Source organism: Ruegeria sp. AP12, from assembly GCF_056540025.1.
Window position 1 is genome coordinate 83,025 of record NZ_JBQFVZ010000003.1, and the last position, 17,294, is coordinate 100,318.

The 17,294-nt window shown below is 60.5% G+C and carries 19 protein-coding genes and 1 riboswitch; of the genes, 14 read left to right on the forward strand and 5 right to left on the reverse strand.

Annotation, left to right across the window (positions count from 1 at the left end; translation table 11 throughout):
- Positions 1-115: 115 nt before the first annotated feature.
- The 4 genes from ACR0E6_RS11325 to cysQ form a co-directional block, all read right to left on the reverse strand.
- Positions 116-1,111: a glycosyltransferase family 2 protein gene (locus ACR0E6_RS11325; protein ID WP_480583902.1), complete on the reverse strand. Its 996-nt coding sequence runs from the start codon at positions 1,109-1,111 to the stop codon at positions 116-118.
- 55 nt (positions 1,112-1,166) lie between these two features.
- Positions 1,167-2,150 (reverse strand): UDP-glucose 4-epimerase GalE, encoded by a 984-nt coding sequence (gene galE, locus ACR0E6_RS11330; RefSeq protein WP_170631519.1) that lies wholly within the window; start codon positions 2,148-2,150, stop codon positions 1,167-1,169.
- A 70-nt stretch (positions 2,151-2,220) separates the two neighbouring features.
- Entirely contained in the window at positions 2,221-3,021 is an 801-nt protein-coding gene (locus tag ACR0E6_RS11335) for a 3-deoxy-manno-octulosonate cytidylyltransferase family protein (protein ID WP_480583337.1), read from the reverse strand.
- On the reverse strand, positions 3,021-3,818 hold the full coding sequence (gene cysQ / locus ACR0E6_RS11340) for a 3'(2'),5'-bisphosphate nucleotidase CysQ (RefSeq protein ID WP_480583340.1): 798 nt from the start codon (positions 3,816-3,818) through the stop codon (positions 3,021-3,023). The genes ACR0E6_RS11335 and cysQ overlap by 1 nt, the downstream gene beginning before the upstream one ends.
- 122 nt (positions 3,819-3,940) lie before the next feature.
- Between cysQ and ACR0E6_RS11345 the strand changes: the two genes are divergently transcribed.
- The gene (locus ACR0E6_RS11345) at positions 3,941-4,762 is read left to right on the forward strand and encodes an ABC-2 transporter permease (protein ID WP_170453394.1); all 822 of its coding nucleotides are present in this window, start codon (positions 3,941-3,943) and stop codon (positions 4,760-4,762) included.
- On the opposite strand, the gene ACR0E6_RS11350 is transcribed toward ACR0E6_RS11345, so the two are convergent.
- Positions 4,759-5,361 carry an alpha-ketoglutarate-dependent dioxygenase AlkB family protein gene (locus ACR0E6_RS11350; RefSeq protein ID WP_480583343.1) on the reverse strand — a complete coding sequence of 201 codons (603 nt, stop codon included), beginning with the start codon at positions 5,359-5,361 and terminating at the stop codon, positions 4,759-4,761. The two genes, ACR0E6_RS11345 and ACR0E6_RS11350, sit on opposite strands and share 4 nt — an antisense overlap.
- A 214-nt stretch (positions 5,362-5,575) precedes the next feature.
- Here ACR0E6_RS11350 and dnaK point away from each other — a divergent pair, with 214 nt between their 5' ends.
- The 13 genes from dnaK to radC all read left to right on the forward strand — a co-directional run bounded on the left by dnaK (position 5,576) and on the right by radC (position 17,269).
- Positions 5,576-7,483, forward strand: coding sequence for a molecular chaperone DnaK (dnaK, locus tag ACR0E6_RS11355; protein WP_170453396.1), 1,908 nt, complete (start codon positions 5,576-5,578; stop codon positions 7,481-7,483).
- A 74-nt stretch (positions 7,484-7,557) separates the two neighbouring features.
- Positions 7,558-8,703: a molecular chaperone DnaJ gene (gene dnaJ, locus ACR0E6_RS11360; protein WP_480583346.1), complete on the forward strand. Its 1,146-nt coding sequence runs from the start codon at positions 7,558-7,560 to the stop codon at positions 8,701-8,703.
- A 267-nt stretch (positions 8,704-8,970) separates the two neighbouring features.
- Positions 8,971-9,077, forward strand: a riboswitch (TPP riboswitch).
- 46 nt (positions 9,078-9,123) lie between these two features.
- On the forward strand, positions 9,124-9,927 hold the full coding sequence (gene thiD, locus ACR0E6_RS11365; RefSeq protein ID WP_480583349.1) for a bifunctional hydroxymethylpyrimidine kinase/phosphomethylpyrimidine kinase: 804 nt from the start codon (positions 9,124-9,126) through the stop codon (positions 9,925-9,927).
- Entirely contained in the window at positions 9,924-10,901 is a 978-nt protein-coding gene (locus tag ACR0E6_RS11370; RefSeq protein ID WP_480583352.1) for an FAD-dependent oxidoreductase, read from the forward strand. Before thiD ends, ACR0E6_RS11370 begins: the two co-directional genes overlap by 4 nt.
- Complete coding sequence (thiS, locus tag ACR0E6_RS11375; protein WP_170453400.1) at positions 10,885-11,079, forward strand: sulfur carrier protein ThiS; 195 nt, start codon at positions 10,885-10,887, stop codon at positions 11,077-11,079. The genes ACR0E6_RS11370 and thiS overlap by 17 nt, the downstream gene beginning before the upstream one ends.
- A 2-nt stretch (positions 11,080-11,081) precedes the next feature.
- Entirely contained in the window at positions 11,082-11,846 is a 765-nt protein-coding gene (locus ACR0E6_RS11380; RefSeq protein ID WP_170453401.1) for a thiazole synthase, read from the forward strand.
- Complete coding sequence (locus ACR0E6_RS11385; RefSeq protein WP_480583357.1) at positions 11,843-12,439, forward strand: thiamine phosphate synthase; 597 nt, start codon at positions 11,843-11,845, stop codon at positions 12,437-12,439. Before ACR0E6_RS11380 ends, ACR0E6_RS11385 begins: the two co-directional genes overlap by 4 nt.
- Positions 12,436-13,398 carry a HesA/MoeB/ThiF family protein gene (locus ACR0E6_RS11390; RefSeq protein ID WP_480583361.1) on the forward strand — a complete coding sequence of 321 codons (963 nt, stop codon included), beginning with the start codon at positions 12,436-12,438 and terminating at the stop codon, positions 13,396-13,398. Before ACR0E6_RS11385 ends, ACR0E6_RS11390 begins: the two co-directional genes overlap by 4 nt.
- 20 nt (positions 13,399-13,418) lie before the next feature.
- Positions 13,419-14,354, forward strand: a complete 936-nt coding sequence (locus tag ACR0E6_RS11395) for an ABC transporter substrate-binding protein (RefSeq protein ID WP_170623457.1) — start codon at positions 13,419-13,421, stop codon at positions 14,352-14,354.
- A complete protein-coding gene (gene tenA / locus ACR0E6_RS11400; protein ID WP_480583365.1) occupies positions 14,351-15,025 on the forward strand; it encodes a thiaminase II in 675 nt (224 codons plus the stop codon). The genes ACR0E6_RS11395 and tenA overlap by 4 nt, the downstream gene beginning before the upstream one ends.
- On the forward strand, positions 15,022-15,747 hold the full coding sequence (locus ACR0E6_RS11405; RefSeq protein WP_480583369.1) for an ABC transporter ATP-binding protein: 726 nt from the start codon (positions 15,022-15,024) through the stop codon (positions 15,745-15,747). The genes tenA and ACR0E6_RS11405 overlap by 4 nt, the downstream gene beginning before the upstream one ends.
- A complete protein-coding gene (locus ACR0E6_RS11410) occupies positions 15,744-16,478 on the forward strand; it encodes an ABC transporter permease (RefSeq protein ID WP_480583373.1) in 735 nt (244 codons plus the stop codon). Before ACR0E6_RS11405 ends, ACR0E6_RS11410 begins: the two co-directional genes overlap by 4 nt.
- A gap of 35 nt (positions 16,479-16,513) precedes the next feature.
- A complete protein-coding gene (gene radC / locus ACR0E6_RS11415; RefSeq protein WP_480583376.1) occupies positions 16,514-17,269 on the forward strand; it encodes a RadC family protein in 756 nt (251 codons plus the stop codon).
- Positions 17,270-17,294: the final 25 nt, after the last annotated feature.

The window sequence follows — 17,294 nt, forward strand, 5'->3', positions numbered from 1 at the left end:
AACGTGCAAAAAGGGTCGGGTTAATGCCGATTTATGCCACCTATGCATCTTGCAGGGCAATGGATTTAGAACCGGTTAGCGGTGAACATGGTTTTTATGCACATGTTTTCGCCCATTACGTCCATCCTCCGACATTCATTAACCCAAGTTGCTGCAATTGTTCCCACCCTGCATAGCGCGTCGATTCAGCGGTCCAAAGGGTCGGGCGATTGATGATCCCATCATAATATGGCCCGAATTGGTCAGGGTCATGAAAATGCTGGCGGCGCTGCTTCTCAATCCGCGATTTCTCGACGATCTCGGGCAGGAATTTTGTGTGGAGCAAGATACCGGAAGGGGCCGAGCCTCCGGGTCCGTCATAGGCTGCGTTCAAGTGCCGGGGCAGGGCCGAGTGGCAGGAATTCACATAGGCGTAGCGGCGGCACCAGCGTATCAGCGGGATCTTGTTCAGGGTCGGAGATCGCTGTCGCGTCGTGGCAAAGAACATGCGTTCACGCGCACCGCCCTGCACCCAAAGATTGCCCGCCGGGCTTTGACGCTGGGCCCGATAAGGCCCGGCATCGAACCAACTCAGTACTGCCGTCGGATCACTTTCGGGGTCATGGCTTTGATCCCCCAACGGACCTTCGGGATACAGGTCCAGCATCAAAGCGCCAAATGCCCCGCGCCCCGTTTGGTCCAGCCATTTTGTCAGATCGTGCAGCGAGCGTGTGTCGTGATGGGCATAGATCAACAACTCATCCGCATCCACCATCAGGCACCAATGGCGATGGCCATGGCGCATTTGGAGCCATGTCAGCCAGTCCAGCCCATAGCGCGAAGCCCGATAGCTTGCATGGGTTTGCCATAGCGAGACATCGGGCTGGTCCAGCAGCAATTCAGCCGAGCCATCATCGCTGCCATTGTCCACGATCAGAAAGTGATCGATCCCGAGGCTGCGATAATGGTGCAGAAACCAGGGCAGGCGCGTGATTTCGTTGCGCAGCGTGGTGAAGGCCAGAATGCTGCCGCGCGTGATCTTGTCGGTCTGATCGTTCGCGCTGCTCAGTTGATGTCGGCTGCGCCAAGCGCGCATTAGCAGACGGCGGCGTTTCCAGCGCAGACGGTACATCTGGGCCCATCCGATTTGGGGCAGGGTCTGTACCGATGCGCTGGTCAACCGGGCCTCATTGCTCGTAATGGCCGTTCTGATGCCAGCGCCATGCGTCGGCGATCATCGTCTCTAACGTTGACCTTTTGGGCTTCCACCCCAACTCGGCCTCGGCCCGGACAGACCCTGAGACCAGTTTGGTGCAATCGCCTTCGCGGCGCGCCCCGACCGTATAGGGCACCGCGCGGTTGGTGACGGCCTTGGAATGTTGGATGACTTGCAGAACCGAAAAGCCCGAGCCGGTGCCAAGGTTGAAGACCCGGCTGCCTTTGCCCTCTTCCAGCCAGTTCAAACCCAGTACATGCGCGTCAACCAGATCGCAGACATGGACATAGTCGCGGATACAGGTGCCGTCTGGCGTGTCGTAATCGGTGCCAAATACAGTCAGCCCGTCCCGTTTGCCGTCAATTGCGTCCAGCATCAGCGGCACCAGATGGGTTTCAGGGCGGTGAAATTCACCAACTTCGCCATCCGGGTCCGCGCCCGCGACGTTGAAATAGCGGAAGATTACGTGTCGCAGCCCATGCGCGGCCTCGAAATCGTGCAGAATATCCTCGATCGCGCGCTTTGAGGCACCATAAGCGTTCAGCGGGTGCTGCGAGGTTGTCTCGTCCAGAACGACATTGTCATGCTCACCATAGGTGGCGCAGGTCGATGAGAACACAAAGTCCAGACAGCCTGCCGCAACCGCGGCCTCGATCAGCGTCAGGGAGCCGGTCACGTTGTTGGACCAGTATTTACCGGGCTCTTTCATCGCCTCACCCACCTGGCTGAGCGCGGCGAAATGCATCACCGCCACTGGCTGGTGTTTCGCGAAAACCTCGTCCAGACGGGCGCGATCCAGAAGGTCGCCCTGTTCGAACGGGCCGAATTTGACCGCATCCTGCCAGCCGGTGATCAGGTTGTCATAGGTGACGGGCACATACCCGGCCTGTGACAGCGCCTTGCAGGCATGGGATCCGATATAGCCAGCGCCACCGGTGACAAGAACAGTTTTCATATGCGATCCATAAGGTCAGAGTTGGAGGTTCCTACGCCGTGGCAGGTGCAAAGGTCATGGGGAAAAGAGGTCACTCCAGACCCATAGCGGCCATCATCTCTTCGATCTTCGGTACGTCCTGCGGGTTGTTCAGCTCCCAGAACTGGCGGCCTTTGGCTTCGACCTCGACGCACAGAACCTTGCGACCGTTTTCCATGAAGCGCAGCTGTTCCAGACCTTCCAGCTGTTCCAGCGGTCCGGTTGGCCAGCCAGGATAAGCGGCCAGCGCATCGGGGCGATAGGCATAGACGCCGACGTGATGAAAGACCGGGGTGGGTGCGTCGCCTTCGAAGGTTTCGGCTGTGAACGGCACGACCTCTTTCGAGAAATACATCGCGCTGTTGTCGCGCGCGAAAACGGCTGTGGTGCCGCCGACACGCCCATGTTTGCGGTCGTTCAGCAAACTGTTCAGCGCATCGCCATCACAGCGCAGAACCGGGGTGGCCACACCCGCATCAGGCGCCGCGCGCAGGCCCGAGATCAGATCTTCGACAAACCAATGCGGCGTCAAAGGTGCATCGCCTTGCAGGTTCACGACGATCTCATAGCCACCGCCCAATGCGGCATGTGCCTCGGCGCAGCGTTCGGTGCCGTTCTGACACGCCTCGGATGTCATGACGACTTCGGCCCCGAAGGCCTCGGCGGCCTCGCGGATACGGTCGTCATCGGTGGCAACAACCACCTTGTCGACGCCCGAGACGGAACAGGCCGCGCGCCAGGATCGTTCGATCAGCGTCATCGCCTTGCCGGTCGCACCGGTCAACGGAACCAGAGGCTTGCCGGGATACCGGGTCGAGGCATAGCGGGCGGGAATGGCGATCAGAACAGACATCAGGCTTCCTTCAACTCAACACCCGGAGCGTAGGCGATAAAGAACGGATTTGCATAGCCGTCCTTGCCGTAGGTCAGCGGGGAATGGTCGTCAAAGCGAACCACCTGACCGCCCGCGCCCGCCAGTACCGCGTGACCGGCGGCGGTATCCCACTCCATCGTGCGCCCGACACGGGGGTAAAGATCAGCCTCACCCGTTGCCACCAGACAGAATTTCAGCGACGAGCCCGCGCTTTTGCTGTCCTGCACCTGATATTTGTTGATGTAATCCTCGGTCGCCTGATCCCGGTGCGACTTGGACGCAACGATCAAAAGCGCCGAATTGTCTGGTTCAGAGACTGATATTGCGGTCAGATCGCCGGGCTGGTCCTTATCCAGCGCACCGGTTTCCTCGACCGATTGGCCATCGGCTTGCGTGTAGAACATGCGCCCCTTGGCTGGTGCGTAAACAACGCCCCGCGTCGGAAGCCCGTTTTCGACCAGGGCAATATTGACCGTGAAATCCCCACGCCGGTTGATGAATTCCTTGGTGCCATCCAGCGGATCGACGATCAGGAAAGTGTCACCTTTCTCGGAATGTGAGGCCGCTTGCTCCTCGGTCACCAGCAAAATATCGGGAAACGCTGCGCGCAGCCCGGCCGAGATCAGGGCATCTGCGGCCTCATCCGCTTCGGTCACGGGGCTGGCGTCAGATTTGACCTTCACGTCGAAATCATCCGAATTGTAGATCTCCATGATCTTGTCGCCTGCTTCCAAGGCCAGACGTCGGATGACGGGGATAAGCGCGTCGTAGGTCACAAAAAAGCTCCGTTTATGTGGTTTGTTGATCCAAATCTCTGACGGACTTATGATGTGCCGGTTACCGAACGGCAAGGTATTCGTGCCAGATTGACGGCAGCAAAACGGGAAAGACCCTTCGAGTGTTTTATTTTAGGCGTAACCAAACGCTGCTGAGCGGTGCGTTCACCACAGCCGAACTGGTGTTCCACGCCGTGGTGCGCAGCGTGCGCGCGCGGCATTCCAACGCGGTTATTGCGATCCTGATCAACATTTTGCAGGTCGTTCTGATGGCTTCGGTGTTTTACCTGATCATGTCCTTCATGGGTACACGCGTCGCCAAAATCCGGGGCGAATTTGTCCTGTATGTTTTGTCAGGTGTTTTCCTGTTCATGACGCATATTCAATCGGTTGGCAGCATTTCGAAACTTGGCGGCAAGAACAGTCCGATGATGCTGCACTCGCCCATGAACCCGATGGTCATGATCCTGGCCGCCGCGTTCGGCACGCTTTACAAGCAATTGATGTCAGTTCTGGTGATCCTGTTCGTCTACAGCCTGGCGGTCGCGCCGCTTGAGGTTCAGGATCCCGGCGGCGCGTTTGGGATGTTCATTCTGTCCTGGTTCACCGGCTGTTCGGTTGGTTTGGTGTTTATGGCCTTAACCCCATGGTTTCCGACAGCCGCCGGGATGCTCAGCAATATTTATCGCCGCCTGAACATGGTGTTTTCCGGTAAGATGTTCATTGCCAACGCATTGGGCGGAAGCGTTCTGTTGATGTTTGCGTGGAACCCTCTGTTTCACCTGATCGATCAGTGTCGGGGCTTCGTGTTTCGCAACTATTTCCCCCGCAACACCAGTTGGGAATACGCGTTGTGGGTTGGAATAGCGCTGCTGATGATCGGTTTGCTGGGCGAGTTTTTTTCCCGCAAGCACATGTCCCAAAGCTGGAACGCCCGCCGTTAGGTTGCCATGCGCATCGTCAGGTTGATCCGTCCGCCTTTGGGCAACAACCGCGATGATCCGGGCCGGATGCGATCAACGCCGTGATAGGTCAGCCGGGCCGGGCCGCCCATGATGACGACGTCGCCCGAACTCAGCCAGATCGATTCCGTCTTGCCGCCGCGTGTCGTATTGCCGATCCGGAACAGCGCGTCGTCGCCCAGTGACACGGACAGAACGGGCCAGGAAAAATCAGCCTCATCTTTGTCCTGATGCAGCCCCATCTTTGCGTCCTCGTCATAGTAATTGATCAGGCAACAATCGGGCGCGCGATCCGGGCTAACCAGATCGCGCCAGATGGTCAGAACCGCCTCGGGTATGGCGGGCCATTTGCCGCCTTTGGGGTGGCGATCCTGATACCTGTACCCCGATCTGTCGGTGACCCAGCCCAGATCCCCGGCCGAGGTCATGCGCACGGACATCTCTTTCCCCGACGGCGTCACGGGCCGGAACAGCGGCGCGGCTTTCAGAATCGGGCGCAGCGCTTCGATCACCCGGGTCTGCGCGGCGCTGTCCAGATACCCTTTCCTGATGTCGAACCCCCGCAAAAGCAGCCGCGCCATCCCAGATTCCCCATTCCCTACTTAATCCTTGCCCAAAAAGGCCGCAGATTCCCGAAAAGCTGCGATTCAGAGTGCTTGCAGGCCTCTGGTCCGGCCCTTATATACGCCGGGACGCGCGATGGTTTAGTGCTGTCGCGCACATCAGATCGGGGACAGGATGCCATAACGGGTCCGGCCCTCGGGACATCGCCTTGAAGAGAAAGGGATTGCAAAAATGGGAAAAGTCATCGGGATTGACCTCGGTACCACAAACTCGTGCGTGGCCATCATGGACGGCTCGCAGCCGAAGGTCATCGAAAACGCGGAAGGGGCGCGGACCACGCCCTCGATCGTCGCCTTCACCGAAGAAGAGCGTCTGGTCGGTCAGCCTGCGAAACGTCAGGCGGTCACCAACCCCGACAACACGATCTTTGGCGTCAAGCGCCTGATCGGTCGTCGCGTGGATGATGCGGAAGTCGAAAAAGACAAGAAAATGGTGCCCTACGCTATCGTCGATGGCGGCAATGGCGACGCGTGGGTCGAAGCCCGCGGTGAAAAATACTCCCCAAGCCAGATCTCGGCCTTCACTCTGGGCAAGATGAAGGAAACCGCCGAGAGCTATCTGGGTGAGGACGTCACGCAGGCGGTTATCACCGTTCCGGCCTACTTCAACGACGCACAGCGTCAGGCCACCAAAGACGCCGGTAAAATCGCCGGTCTGGAAGTGCTGCGGATCATCAACGAACCGACCGCCGCCGCGCTGGCCTATGGTCTGGACAAGGAAGATACCCAAACCATCGCGGTTTATGACCTTGGCGGTGGTACCTTCGACGTGACCATTCTGGAAATCGACGACGGGTTGTTCGAGGTCAAATCGACCAACGGTGACACCTTCCTGGGTGGTGAAGACTTTGACATGCGCATCGTCAACTACCTGGCGGATGAGTTCAAAAAGGAACACGGCGTTGATCTGTCTCAGGACAAGATGGCTCTGCAGCGTCTGAAAGAAGCCGCTGAAAAAGCCAAGATCGAACTGTCCTCGACCTCGCAGACCGAGATCAACCAACCGTTCATTTCGATGGGCTCGAACGGTCAGCCGCTGCACATGGTCATGAAACTGACCCGTGCCAAGCTGGAATCGCTGGTGGGCGATCTGATCAAGAAATCGATGAAGCCCTGCGCCGCCGCGCTGAAAGACGCCGGTCTGTCGGCGGGCGACGTCGATGAGGTTGTTCTGGTCGGTGGTATGACCCGGATGCCGAAAGTGATCGAAGAGGTCACCAAATTCTTCGGCAAAGAGCCGCACAAGGGCGTGAACCCGGACGAAGTTGTCGCCATGGGCGCCGCCATTCAGGCCGGTGTTCTGCAGGGCGACGTCAAGGATGTTGTTCTGCTGGACGTGACCCCGCTGTCGCTGGGGATTGAAACTCTGGGCGGCGTGTTCACCCGTCTGATCGACCGCAACACGACCATCCCGACGAAAAAGTCTCAGGTCTTCTCGACCGCCGAAGACAACCAGAACGCCGTGACCATCCGCGTGTTCCAGGGTGAGCGTGAAATGGCCTCGGACAACAAGATCCTGGGTCAGTTCAACCTTGAAGACATCCCGCCCGCACCGCGCGGTATGCCGCAGATCGAGGTGACGTTTGACATCGACGCCAACGGCATTGTCTCGGTTTCGGCCAAGGACAAAGGCACCGGCAAAGAGCAGAAGATCACCATCCAGGCATCTGGCGGCCTGTCCGACGAGGACATCGAAAAGATGGTCAAGGACGCCGAAGAGAACGCGGAAGCCGACAAGGAACGCCGCGAGCTGGTCGATGCCAAGAACCAGGCGGAAAGCCTCATCCACTCGACCGAAAAGTCGATGGAAGAGCATGCCGACAAGGTTGACCCGACCACCATCGAAGCCATCGAGCTGGCGATTGCCGCGCTGAAGGACGAGCTGGAGACCGAGAATGCCGACAAGATCAAGTCGGGCATTCAGAACGTGACCGAAGCGGCCATGAAGCTGGGCGAAGCCATCTACAAGGCGCAAGCCGAAGAGGGCGAAGAAGAACCGGCAGCAGCAGATGCCGCGCCGGGCGATGATGATATTGTCGACGCCGAGTTTGAAGATCTGGACGACGACAAGCGTAACTAACGGGTAACCGGGCCAATGCGGGCCGGTCCGGTTGCCGGGCCGGCCCGATTACGTTGAGGCAGAAGGAAACACTGATGTCAAAACGCGACTACTACGATGTGCTCGGCGTGACCAAGGGCGCATCGGCGGACGAGATCAAAAAGGGTTTTCGCAAGAAAGCCAAAGAGTTGCATCCCGACCGCAACAAGGACAACCCGGATGCCGAGGCGCAGTTCAAGGAAGCCAACGAGGCTTATGACGTGCTGCGCGACGCCGACAAGAAAGCGGCCTATGACCGGTTTGGTCATGCCGCATTCGAAAACGGTATGGGCGGCGGGGGCCGTCCCGGCGGCGGCTTTGGTCAGGGCGATTTTTCCAGCGCGTTCTCGGACGTTTTCGACGATCTGTTCGGCGATTTCATGGGCGGGCAGCGGGGCGGTGGCGGACGTCGCGCGGCGCGTGGTTCGGACCTGCGCTATAATCTGCGCGTATCGTTGGAAGAGGCTTACGCGGGGCTGCAGAAAACCATCAACGTGCCCGCCGCAGTGGCGTGTTCGTCCTGTGAAGGCACGGGTGCCGAAGGCGGCGCAGAGCCCACCACCTGTCCGACCTGTTCCGGCATGGGCAAGGTTCGCGCGCAGCAGGGGTTCTTTACCGTTGAACGCACCTGCCCGACCTGTTCGGGATTGGGCCAGATCATCAAGAACCCATGCAAATCCTGCAATGGCGCGGGCCGTGTCGAAAAAGAACGCGCCCTGTCGGTGAACATCCCTGCCGGTGTTGAAACCGGTACCCGTATCCGCTTGGCCGGTGAAGGCGAAGCCGGAATGCGCGGTGGCCCTCCGGGTGATCTCTATATTTTTGTAGAGGTTTCGGATCACAAGCTGTTCGAACGCGACAGCGTGAACCTTTACTGCCGCGTGCCGGTCAGCATGGCCAAGGCCGCGCTGGGTGGATCGATCGAAGTTCCAACCATCGACGGTGGCCGCGGTCGGGTGCAAATCCCGGCAGGCAGCCAGTCGGGTCGTCAGATGCGTCTGCGCGGCAAGGGCATGCCCGCCCTTCGCGGTGGCGGTGTTGGCGACATGTTCATCGAACTGGCCGTGGAAACTCCGGTCAACCTGACCAGCCGTCAGAAAGAGCTTCTGCGTGAGTTTGATGATCTGGGGGAAGATAACCACCCGGAATCCAAAAGCTTTTTCTCGTCCGTCAAGTCCTTTTGGGACGGGATGAAAGGTTAAGGCGGACTGCCCTATTCGGGCGGTCGTCCGCTATTGGGGGCTCTGCCCCCCCGCCGCCCGTACCGGGCGTCTCCCCCGAGATATTTGTAGCCAGATGAAGCAAGGGATCCTTTATTCATCTGGCCCAAAATACCTCGGAGCGCGAGGCAGAGCCTCGCATTTTCCCCCGCAATTCAAACGCCGCTTTGGTCTTAACCTCTTGCCCAAAGTGGCCTTATGACCTGTGGATTGGCGCTTGATTTCCAGCGCCTGCCCTGAGATTGTCCGCATCAACCGTTGGGGTGCCCTGATCAAAGGGCTGAGAGGCGTGAACGCGCTAACCCATCGAACCTGATCCGGGCAATACCGGCGTAGGGAACGGTCTAACGCATACAGACGTTTTCCATGCCCGCGTTGCCCCCAAAATGAAGGAGCGACGACGTGGCAGCAATTGCCCTGTCCATAGCAGGATCCGACAGCGGCGGCGGCGCTGGGATTCAGGCCGATCTGAAGGCGATGTCGGCTTTGGGTGTTTACGGCTCCAGCGTCATCACTGCCGTTACGGCGCAGAATACGCAGGCGGTTACGGCTGTGCACGGTATCCCGCCGGACGTGATCGCCGCGCAGGTCGAGGCGGTGCTGACCGATCTGAATGTTGGCGCGATCAAGATCGGCATGCTGGCAACGCCTGAAATCATCCAAACCGTAGCGCGGGCACTATCGGAGTTTGACGGCCCCATCGTTTTGGATCCGGTGATGATTGCGAAATCCGGCGATGCCTTGCTGGCGGACGCGGCGGTGCAGACCCTCCGTGACGTCCTGTTGCCCCGCGCGAGTGTTTTGACACCGAACCTGCCCGAGGCCGCTTGCCTGCTGGATCAGCAAGCTGCGGCGTCGCGAAGCGAGATGATCGAACAGGGCAAGGCGCTGTGCGCAATGGGAGCGCGCACGGTTCTAATGAAAGGTGGCCATGGAACGGGTGATATCTGCCACGATGTGCTGATCGGTGAAACAGGTGTTGTGGCCGAGTTTCAGGCACCAAGGCAAAACACCAGAAACACGCATGGAACGGGTTGCACCCTGTCCTCGGCGATTGCGGCCGGTCTGGCGAAGGGTATGGCGCTGCCCGAGGCGGTGGCCGAAGCGCATGACTATCTGCAAGGCGCGATTGCGCGGGCGGATGAGTTGAATGTCGGATCGGGGCACGGGCCGGTGCATCATTTTCACCGGGTTTGGCCCGGATGACGCTCTGGTCTGTCATAGGGGCCGGGGTTGCCGGATTGGCCGTTGCCAGCGAGCTGGTCTCGCGCGGCGAACGGGTGCAGGTCTTTGACCCCGCTGGCCCGCCCGGTCCGCATGGGTGTTCGTGGTGGGCGGGCGGCATGCTGGCCCCGTGGTGCGAATACGAAAACGCCGAGGAACCCGTTTTGCGGTTGGGTCAGATGGCCATTGCCTGGTGGGCGGAGCGAACGCAGGTGCATCGCAATGGCACTCTGGTCGTGGCGAATGCCAGGGATGTGCCGGACTTGTGCCGCTTCGCGCGTCGGACCGAAGCGTTTACCGAAGTAGATCGTGCGAAATTGTCCGAATTAGAGCCTGATTTGTATGGATTCGGACAGGGCTTGTTTTTTGAAGGGGAGGCTCACCTTGATCCACGACAGGCGCTGCATGACCTGTACCGCAATCTCAAGGAACAGGGTGTCGAATTCCGCAACGATCACGCGCCTGCGCAGTTGGATAACCTCATCGACTGCCGCGGGCTGACGGCGCGGGATGTGTTGCAGGACCTGCGCGGCGTGAAGGGCGAGATGCTGGTCGTGCGCTGCCCTGACGTGACCCTGACGCGTCCGGTTCGTCTGCTGCATCCGCGTATCCCGCTTTATATCGTGCCGCGTGGCGATGGCATCTACATGCTGGGTGCCACGATGATCGAAAGCGAAGACAGCAGCCGTATCACGGCCCGGTCGATGCTGGAGCTGCTCAGCGCCGCCTATGCGCTGAACCCTGCATTTGGCGAGGCCGAGGTGCTGGAAATTGGCGTCGATCTGCGCCCCGCCTTCCCGGACAACCTGCCGCGCATTCGGCGTCTGGGCGGGACGATCTATGCCAACGGGCTCTACCGTCACGGCTATTTGCTGGCCCCGGCGCTGGCGCAGGGCGTGGCCGATCTGGCGTTGGACAACAAACAGTCGGAGATGGTCGATGAAGATTGTGCTTAACGGTGAACCCAAGAACGTGATGGCCGTCACTTTGGCCGAGTTGTTGGAGGAGTGCGGTTTCTCGGGCCGCGTTGCGACGGCGGTGAATGAAGAATTTGTGCCCTCGGGCTTGCGCTTCGCCCATGCTTTGAACGAAGGCGACCGGGTCGAAATCCTGTCGCCGATGCAGGGGGGCTGAGGATGCGCAGTTTCTATGGCGTCGACCTGCCCAACCGGCTGATGCTGGGCACCGCGCAATATCCCAGCCCTGCGATTCTGGAACAGGCCTTCCGCGCAAGTGGCGCTGGCGTGGCCACGGTGTCTCTGCGGCGCGAATCCGGGGCGGGGCAGACATTCTGGCAGATGATCCGCGATCTGGGGGTGCGGGTGCTGCCCAACACCGCCGGGTGCCACACGGTGAAAGAGGCGGTGACAACCGCGCATATGGCGCGCGAGGTGTTCGAGACCCCTTGGATCAAGCTGGAACTGATCGGCCACACCGACAGCCTGCAACCGGACGTGTTCCAACTGGTCGAGGCCGCGCGAATTCTGACCGAGGACGGGTTCCAGGTCTTTCCCTATACCACCGATGATCTGATCGTGGGCGAACGGTTGTTAGGGGCCGGGTGCGAGGTTCTGATGCCCTGGGGTGCTCCTATCGGTTCGGGGCGCGGTTTGAACAACGAATACGCATTGCGTGCGATGCGGGCGGAATTTCCCGAAATTCCACTGGTAATCGATGCCGGGATTGGTCTGCCTAGCCATGCGGCCCATGCGATGGAACTGGGTTATAACGCCGTTCTTCTGAACACCGCTGTCGCGCGGGCCGGTGATCCGGTGCGCATGGCGCAGGCAATGGCGCACGCGGTTGAGGCCGGGCAACTGGCGCATCAGGCCGACCCGATCGAGGCGCGGGATATGGCCGAAGCCTCAACCCCTGTCATTGGAAAGGCGTTCCTGTCATGACGCTGGACCGTTTCTATCCGATCTTCGATCATTCGGACTGGTTGCGGCGGATGCTGCCTTTGGGTGTGAAGCTGGTGCAATTTCGTATCAAGGATCAATCGGGCGCGGTTGTTCGGGCGCAGATCGTGACCTCTCGCGATCTCTGCCGCGAGTATGGCGCGGTGCTGGTTGTCAATGACTATTGGCAGGCCGCCATCGATGCAGGCTGTGACTGGATCCATCTGGGGCAAGAGGATCTGGACGACGCCGATCTGAAAGCGATCCGCAAGGCTGGGCTGAAGCTGGGCGTCTCGACCCATGATGATGATGAGCTTGAGCGTGTGCTGACAATGGACCCCGACTATGTGGCGCTGGGCCCGGTCTATCCGACGATTCTAAAAAAGATGAAGTGGAAGCAGCAAGGCCTACCCAAAGTCACCGAATGGAAGGCCCGTGTGGGCGACATCCCTCTTGTCGGGATCGGCGGCATGAGCGTTGAGCGCGCGGAAGGGGTGCTTGAGGCTGGGGCGGACATCGTTTCGGTCGTGACAGACATCACCCTGAACCCCGACCCCGAGGCGCGCGTGCGCCAATGGATCGAGGTCACCAGATGAACCGCTATGCCCGCCAGATGATCCTGCCCGAGGTCGGCGCCGAAGGGCAGGCCCGCCTGTCGCGCGCGCGGGTTCTGGTTGTGGGCGCGGGCGGGCTGGCGGCTCCGGCCCTACCGTTGCTGGCTGGCGCTGGGGTTGGGCATCTGACGATCATGGATGCGGATCAGGTCGCCCTGTCGAACCTGCATCGACAGACGTTGTTTTCCGAGGCGGAATGCGGTCGCCCAAAGGCCGATGTCGCGGCGGAACGCTGTCGCGTGCTGAATTCCGGGATTGTGATTGTTGCTGAAAAACAGGCTCTAACAAACGCCTATGTGATGGATTTTGTCGGGCAGGCTGATGTGATCCTTGATTGTGCGGACAGCTATTCCGCCAGCTATACCTTGTCGGATGCCTGTCTGATCGCGGGCAAGCCGCTGATCAGCGCCTCGGTTCTGGGCCTGTCTGGCTATGTCGGCGGGTTTTGCGGCGGTGCACCCTCACTACGTGCGGTGTTCCCGGATGCGCCGGACAGTGGGGCAAGTTGCGCCACGGCAGGTGTTCTGGGTCCCGTCGTGGGAATGATCGGCGCGATGCAGGCGCAGATGGCGCTGGCGTTGATTTTGGGGATCGACCCCTCGCCGCTGGGTCAGATGGTGCAGCTCGATGCACGCACCCTGCGCAGCACCAGTTTCCGGTTCGACGCAGCGCCCGAGCCTCAGCGGGTCTTTGCCTTCCTGGCCGCCTCGCAACTGGACGCCGACGACATGATCGTCGAATTGCGGGACACGGGCGAAGCCCCGGACCCAATCCACCCGTTGGCGCAGCGCCTGAGTGTCGAAGACCTGAAAACAGAGCCTAACAAAGACAAAAGACTGGCTTTGTGCTGCGCCACCGGCCTGCGGGCCTGGCGCGCTGCAGAACAGATTGAACCGGATTGGCCGGGCGAGATTGTCCTCGTCGCGGCCTCAACCTCGTGAGTGAAAAGGAAACGCGAGACATGAAAAAGCTGATGACAGCCATCGCCCTTCTGGCCGCTGCGCCGGCCTGGGCCGAAGACAAGATGACCGTGCTGCTGGACTGGTTCATCAACCCCGACCATGGCCCGATCATCGTGGCTCAGGAAAACGGATATTTCGCCGACGAAGGATTGCAGGTCGAGATCATTCCGCCCGCCGACCCCTCGGCCCCGCCGCGTCTGGTGGCCGCCGGTCAGGCGGAACTTGCCGTGTCTTATCAGCCGCAACTGCATCTTCAGATCCACGAGGGTCTGCCGCTGAAACGTGTTGGAACGCTGGTCGCGACCCCGTTGAGTTGCCTTCTGGTGCCGAAAGACGGTCCGATCAAATCGCCTGCGGACCTCAGGGGCAAGAAAATCGGGTACTCGGTTGCGGGCGTGGAAGAGGCTGTTCTGGGCACCGTGCTGGGCAAATACGACGTCACGCTGGACGACGTTGAACTGATCAACGTCAACTTCTCGCTCTCGCCCTCGCTGATGTCCGGGCAGGTGGATGCCGTCATCGGCGCCTATCGCAATTTCGAGCTGAACCAGATGGATATCGAAGGCCGTCCGGGCACCTGTTTCTATATCGAGGAAGAGGGCGTGCCGTCCTATGACGAGCTGATCTATGTCGCAAACCCCGAGACGATGGACAAAGACATGATCGCCCGGTTCCTGGCGGCCACCGAAAAGGCGACGCAGTTCATCGTCAACAACCCGGAAAAAAGCTGGGAGATCTTTGCCTCTACCTCGCCCGAGTTGCAGGATGAGCTGAACGCCCGTGCCTGGATCGACACGGTGCCGCGTTTTGCGCTGCGTCCTGCGGGCTTTGACGCCGGTCGTTATGCAAGGTTCGAGGCGTTTCTGAACGAAAGCGGCATGGTGGACAGCCTAAACCCGGTCAGCGACATCACCATCGACGTGACCGCCCAATGAGCGGATACGGCAACGCCTTCGCGCTGATGCGCGACGCGGCGCAGGGGCCGTGGCGGGACTATACCCGCCACGCCTTTGTCGAAGGGATGAAGGACGGGACGCTGCCGCGCGACGCGTTCCTGCATTACCTGCGTCAGGATTATGTATTCCTGATCCATTTCAGCCGCGCCTGGGCGCTGGCGGTGGTCAAGTCCGAGACGCATTCGGAAATGCTGGCGGCAGCGGAAACCGTAAACGCCCTGGTCGGGGAAGAGATGCAGTTGCATATCGGGATATGTAAGGCGGCCGGGATTACTCAGGAGGCGTTGTTCGCGACGCCCGAACGGACCGAGAACCTTGCCTATACCCGCTTTGTGCTTGAGGCGGGGTATAGCGGGGATCTGCTGGATCTGCTTGCCGCTTTGGCGCCCTGCGTTATGGGATATGGCGAGATCGGCACCCGGTTGGCGTCCGCGGCCACATCCGAGACATATCGCGATTGGATCAACACCTATGCCAGCGACGAGTACCAAGCCGGGTGCAAGGCGATTGGTGAGTTGATGGATTCGGCTCTGACACGGCGGATTGGACCGGATTTCAAGGCCTCACCCCGTTGGGATCGCCTGTGCCAGACCTTCCGTACAGCCACCGAGCTGGAGGTCAATTTCTGGCAGATGGGCCTGACCCGGTGACCCCCGCGCCCGATCTGACCATCAATGGGCGGGCGGCCATTGGCGACACGCCTTTGTTCGCGCCGCTGACCCTTACCCTTGCGGCAGGGCAGTGGACCTGTCTGCTGGGCGGATCGGGCGTTGGCAAAACCACGGTCCTGCGCCTGATTGCCGGACTGGAAACCGGAGCGGAATTCACCGGCCAGATCACCGCCAGCGATGGCGATCCGGTCCCGGACCGCGTGGCCTATATGGCGCAGGATGATTTGCTGCTGCCCTGGGCCACAGTGGCGCAGAATGTCTCGCTGGGTGCGCGGCTGCGGGGCGAGAAACCCGACCTGGGGCGGCGCGACCGCCTTATCCGGCGGATGCGTCTGCAGGACCACATGGCCAAGAAACCTTCTGAACTGTCCGGCGGTCAGCGACAGCGCGTGGCTTTGGCCCGAACGCTGATGGAGGATCGGCCGATTGTGCTGCTGGATGAGCCATTCTCGGCCCTCGATGCCCGCACGCGCGCGGATATGCAGGATCTGGCGGCAGAGGCGTTGCAGGGCCGGACCGTGCTGTTGGTCACCCATGATCCGGCCGAGGCTGCGCGGCTGGGTCAGTCCATCGTGGTGATGACGCAGCAGGGGCTGACTGCGTGTGAACCTCCGCACGCCCCCACACCGCGCCATGTGGACGATCTTGAGACACTGGAAACCCAAGGGGCCCTGTTGCGCCTGCTGCGGGAGACGGCATGAGATATCTTTCGGCCCTTGCGGCGGCTGTGTTCGCGGTGGCGGTTTGGCAGGGGATCGTCTGGATCACCGGCCTGCCGAAATTCATCCTGCCCGGCCCGGCGCTTGTGGCCGAGATATGGTGGCAGAACCGCTGGCTGATCGCCGAACACACATGGATCACCGCGGTCGAAGTGGTGATCGGTCTGGGTGTTGGTACGGTGCTGGGCGTCGTCACGGCGCTGCAATTGGCCAATTCGCGGGCGGCGCGGGTGCTGGTGCAGCCGATGCTGGTCTTTACCCAAGCGCTGCCGGTCTTTGCGCTGGCCCCGCTGCTGACCCTGTGGCTGGGCTATGGGCTTTGGTCCAAGGTGGCGATGGCGGTGCTGATCATCTATTTCCCGATCACCTCGTCTTTCTTCGACGGGCTGATGCGGACGCCGCCCGGTTATCTGGACCTTGCGCGGACCATGCAGGCCAGCAAGCGGGCGGTGCTGTGGCATATCCGTATTCCGGCGGCGTTGCCGTCCTTGGCCTCGGGGATGCGTCTGGCGGCGGTCTATGCGCCCATCGGGGCGGTGATCGGTGAATGGGTGGGCTCGTCGCAAGGGTTGGGCTATCTGATGCTGCTGGCCAATGGTCGGGCCAAGACGGACCTGATGTTTGCGGCGATGCTGACTTTGGGGGTCTTTTCGATCCTGCTGCACATGGGGGTTCGCCGGGCTACGGTGCGGCTGGCGGGTGAGGCACGTTAACCAATCAGAAACCGATTCTGCGTCAGGATGAGCCCATGACACAGGACGCCTTTGCCGAAGCACCCATGCTGTTCGACACGGACGAAGCACCGGCACAGCCACTGCCGAGTGGCCGGTTGCCGTCATACATCAAGGACCACCGCAAACGACTGCGCGAGCGGTTCATGTCAGGCGGGTCTGCGGCGATGCCGGATTATGAGTTGCTGGAACTGGTCCTGTTCCGCTCGATCCCCCGGCAGGACGTGAAACCCCTGGCGCGGCTGCTGTTGGATACGTTCGGGGATTTCAACCGCGTGCTGACCGCGCCCGAAGAACGGCTGCGTCAGATCAAAGGTGTTGGCGAGACAGTGATCACCGACCTGAAAATCCTCGAAGCCTGCGCCCACCGGATGGCCCGCGCCCGCGTGATGCAGCGGCATGTGATTTCCGGGTGGGATGCCCTGCTGGATTACTGCCACACCACCATGGCACATCGCGAGATCGAACAGTTCCGGGTGTTCTATCTGGACCGCAAGAACGTGCTGATCGCGGATGAGGAACAGGCCAAGGGGACGGTGGATCATGTACCGGTCTATCCGCGCGAGGTGGCGAAACGGGCGTTGGAGCTGAATGCCTCGGCCCTGATACTGGTGCATAATCACCCGTCCGGCGACCCGACTCCGTCACAGTCGGATATCGACATGACCAACCGGATTCAAGATGCCTGCACGGCGCTGGGTCTTACGTTGCATGATCACCTGATCATCGGAAAATCGACCGAGCTGAGTTTTCGGTCCGAGGGGTATTTGTAGGGGGCGTTGCCCCCTCTTGATCCTG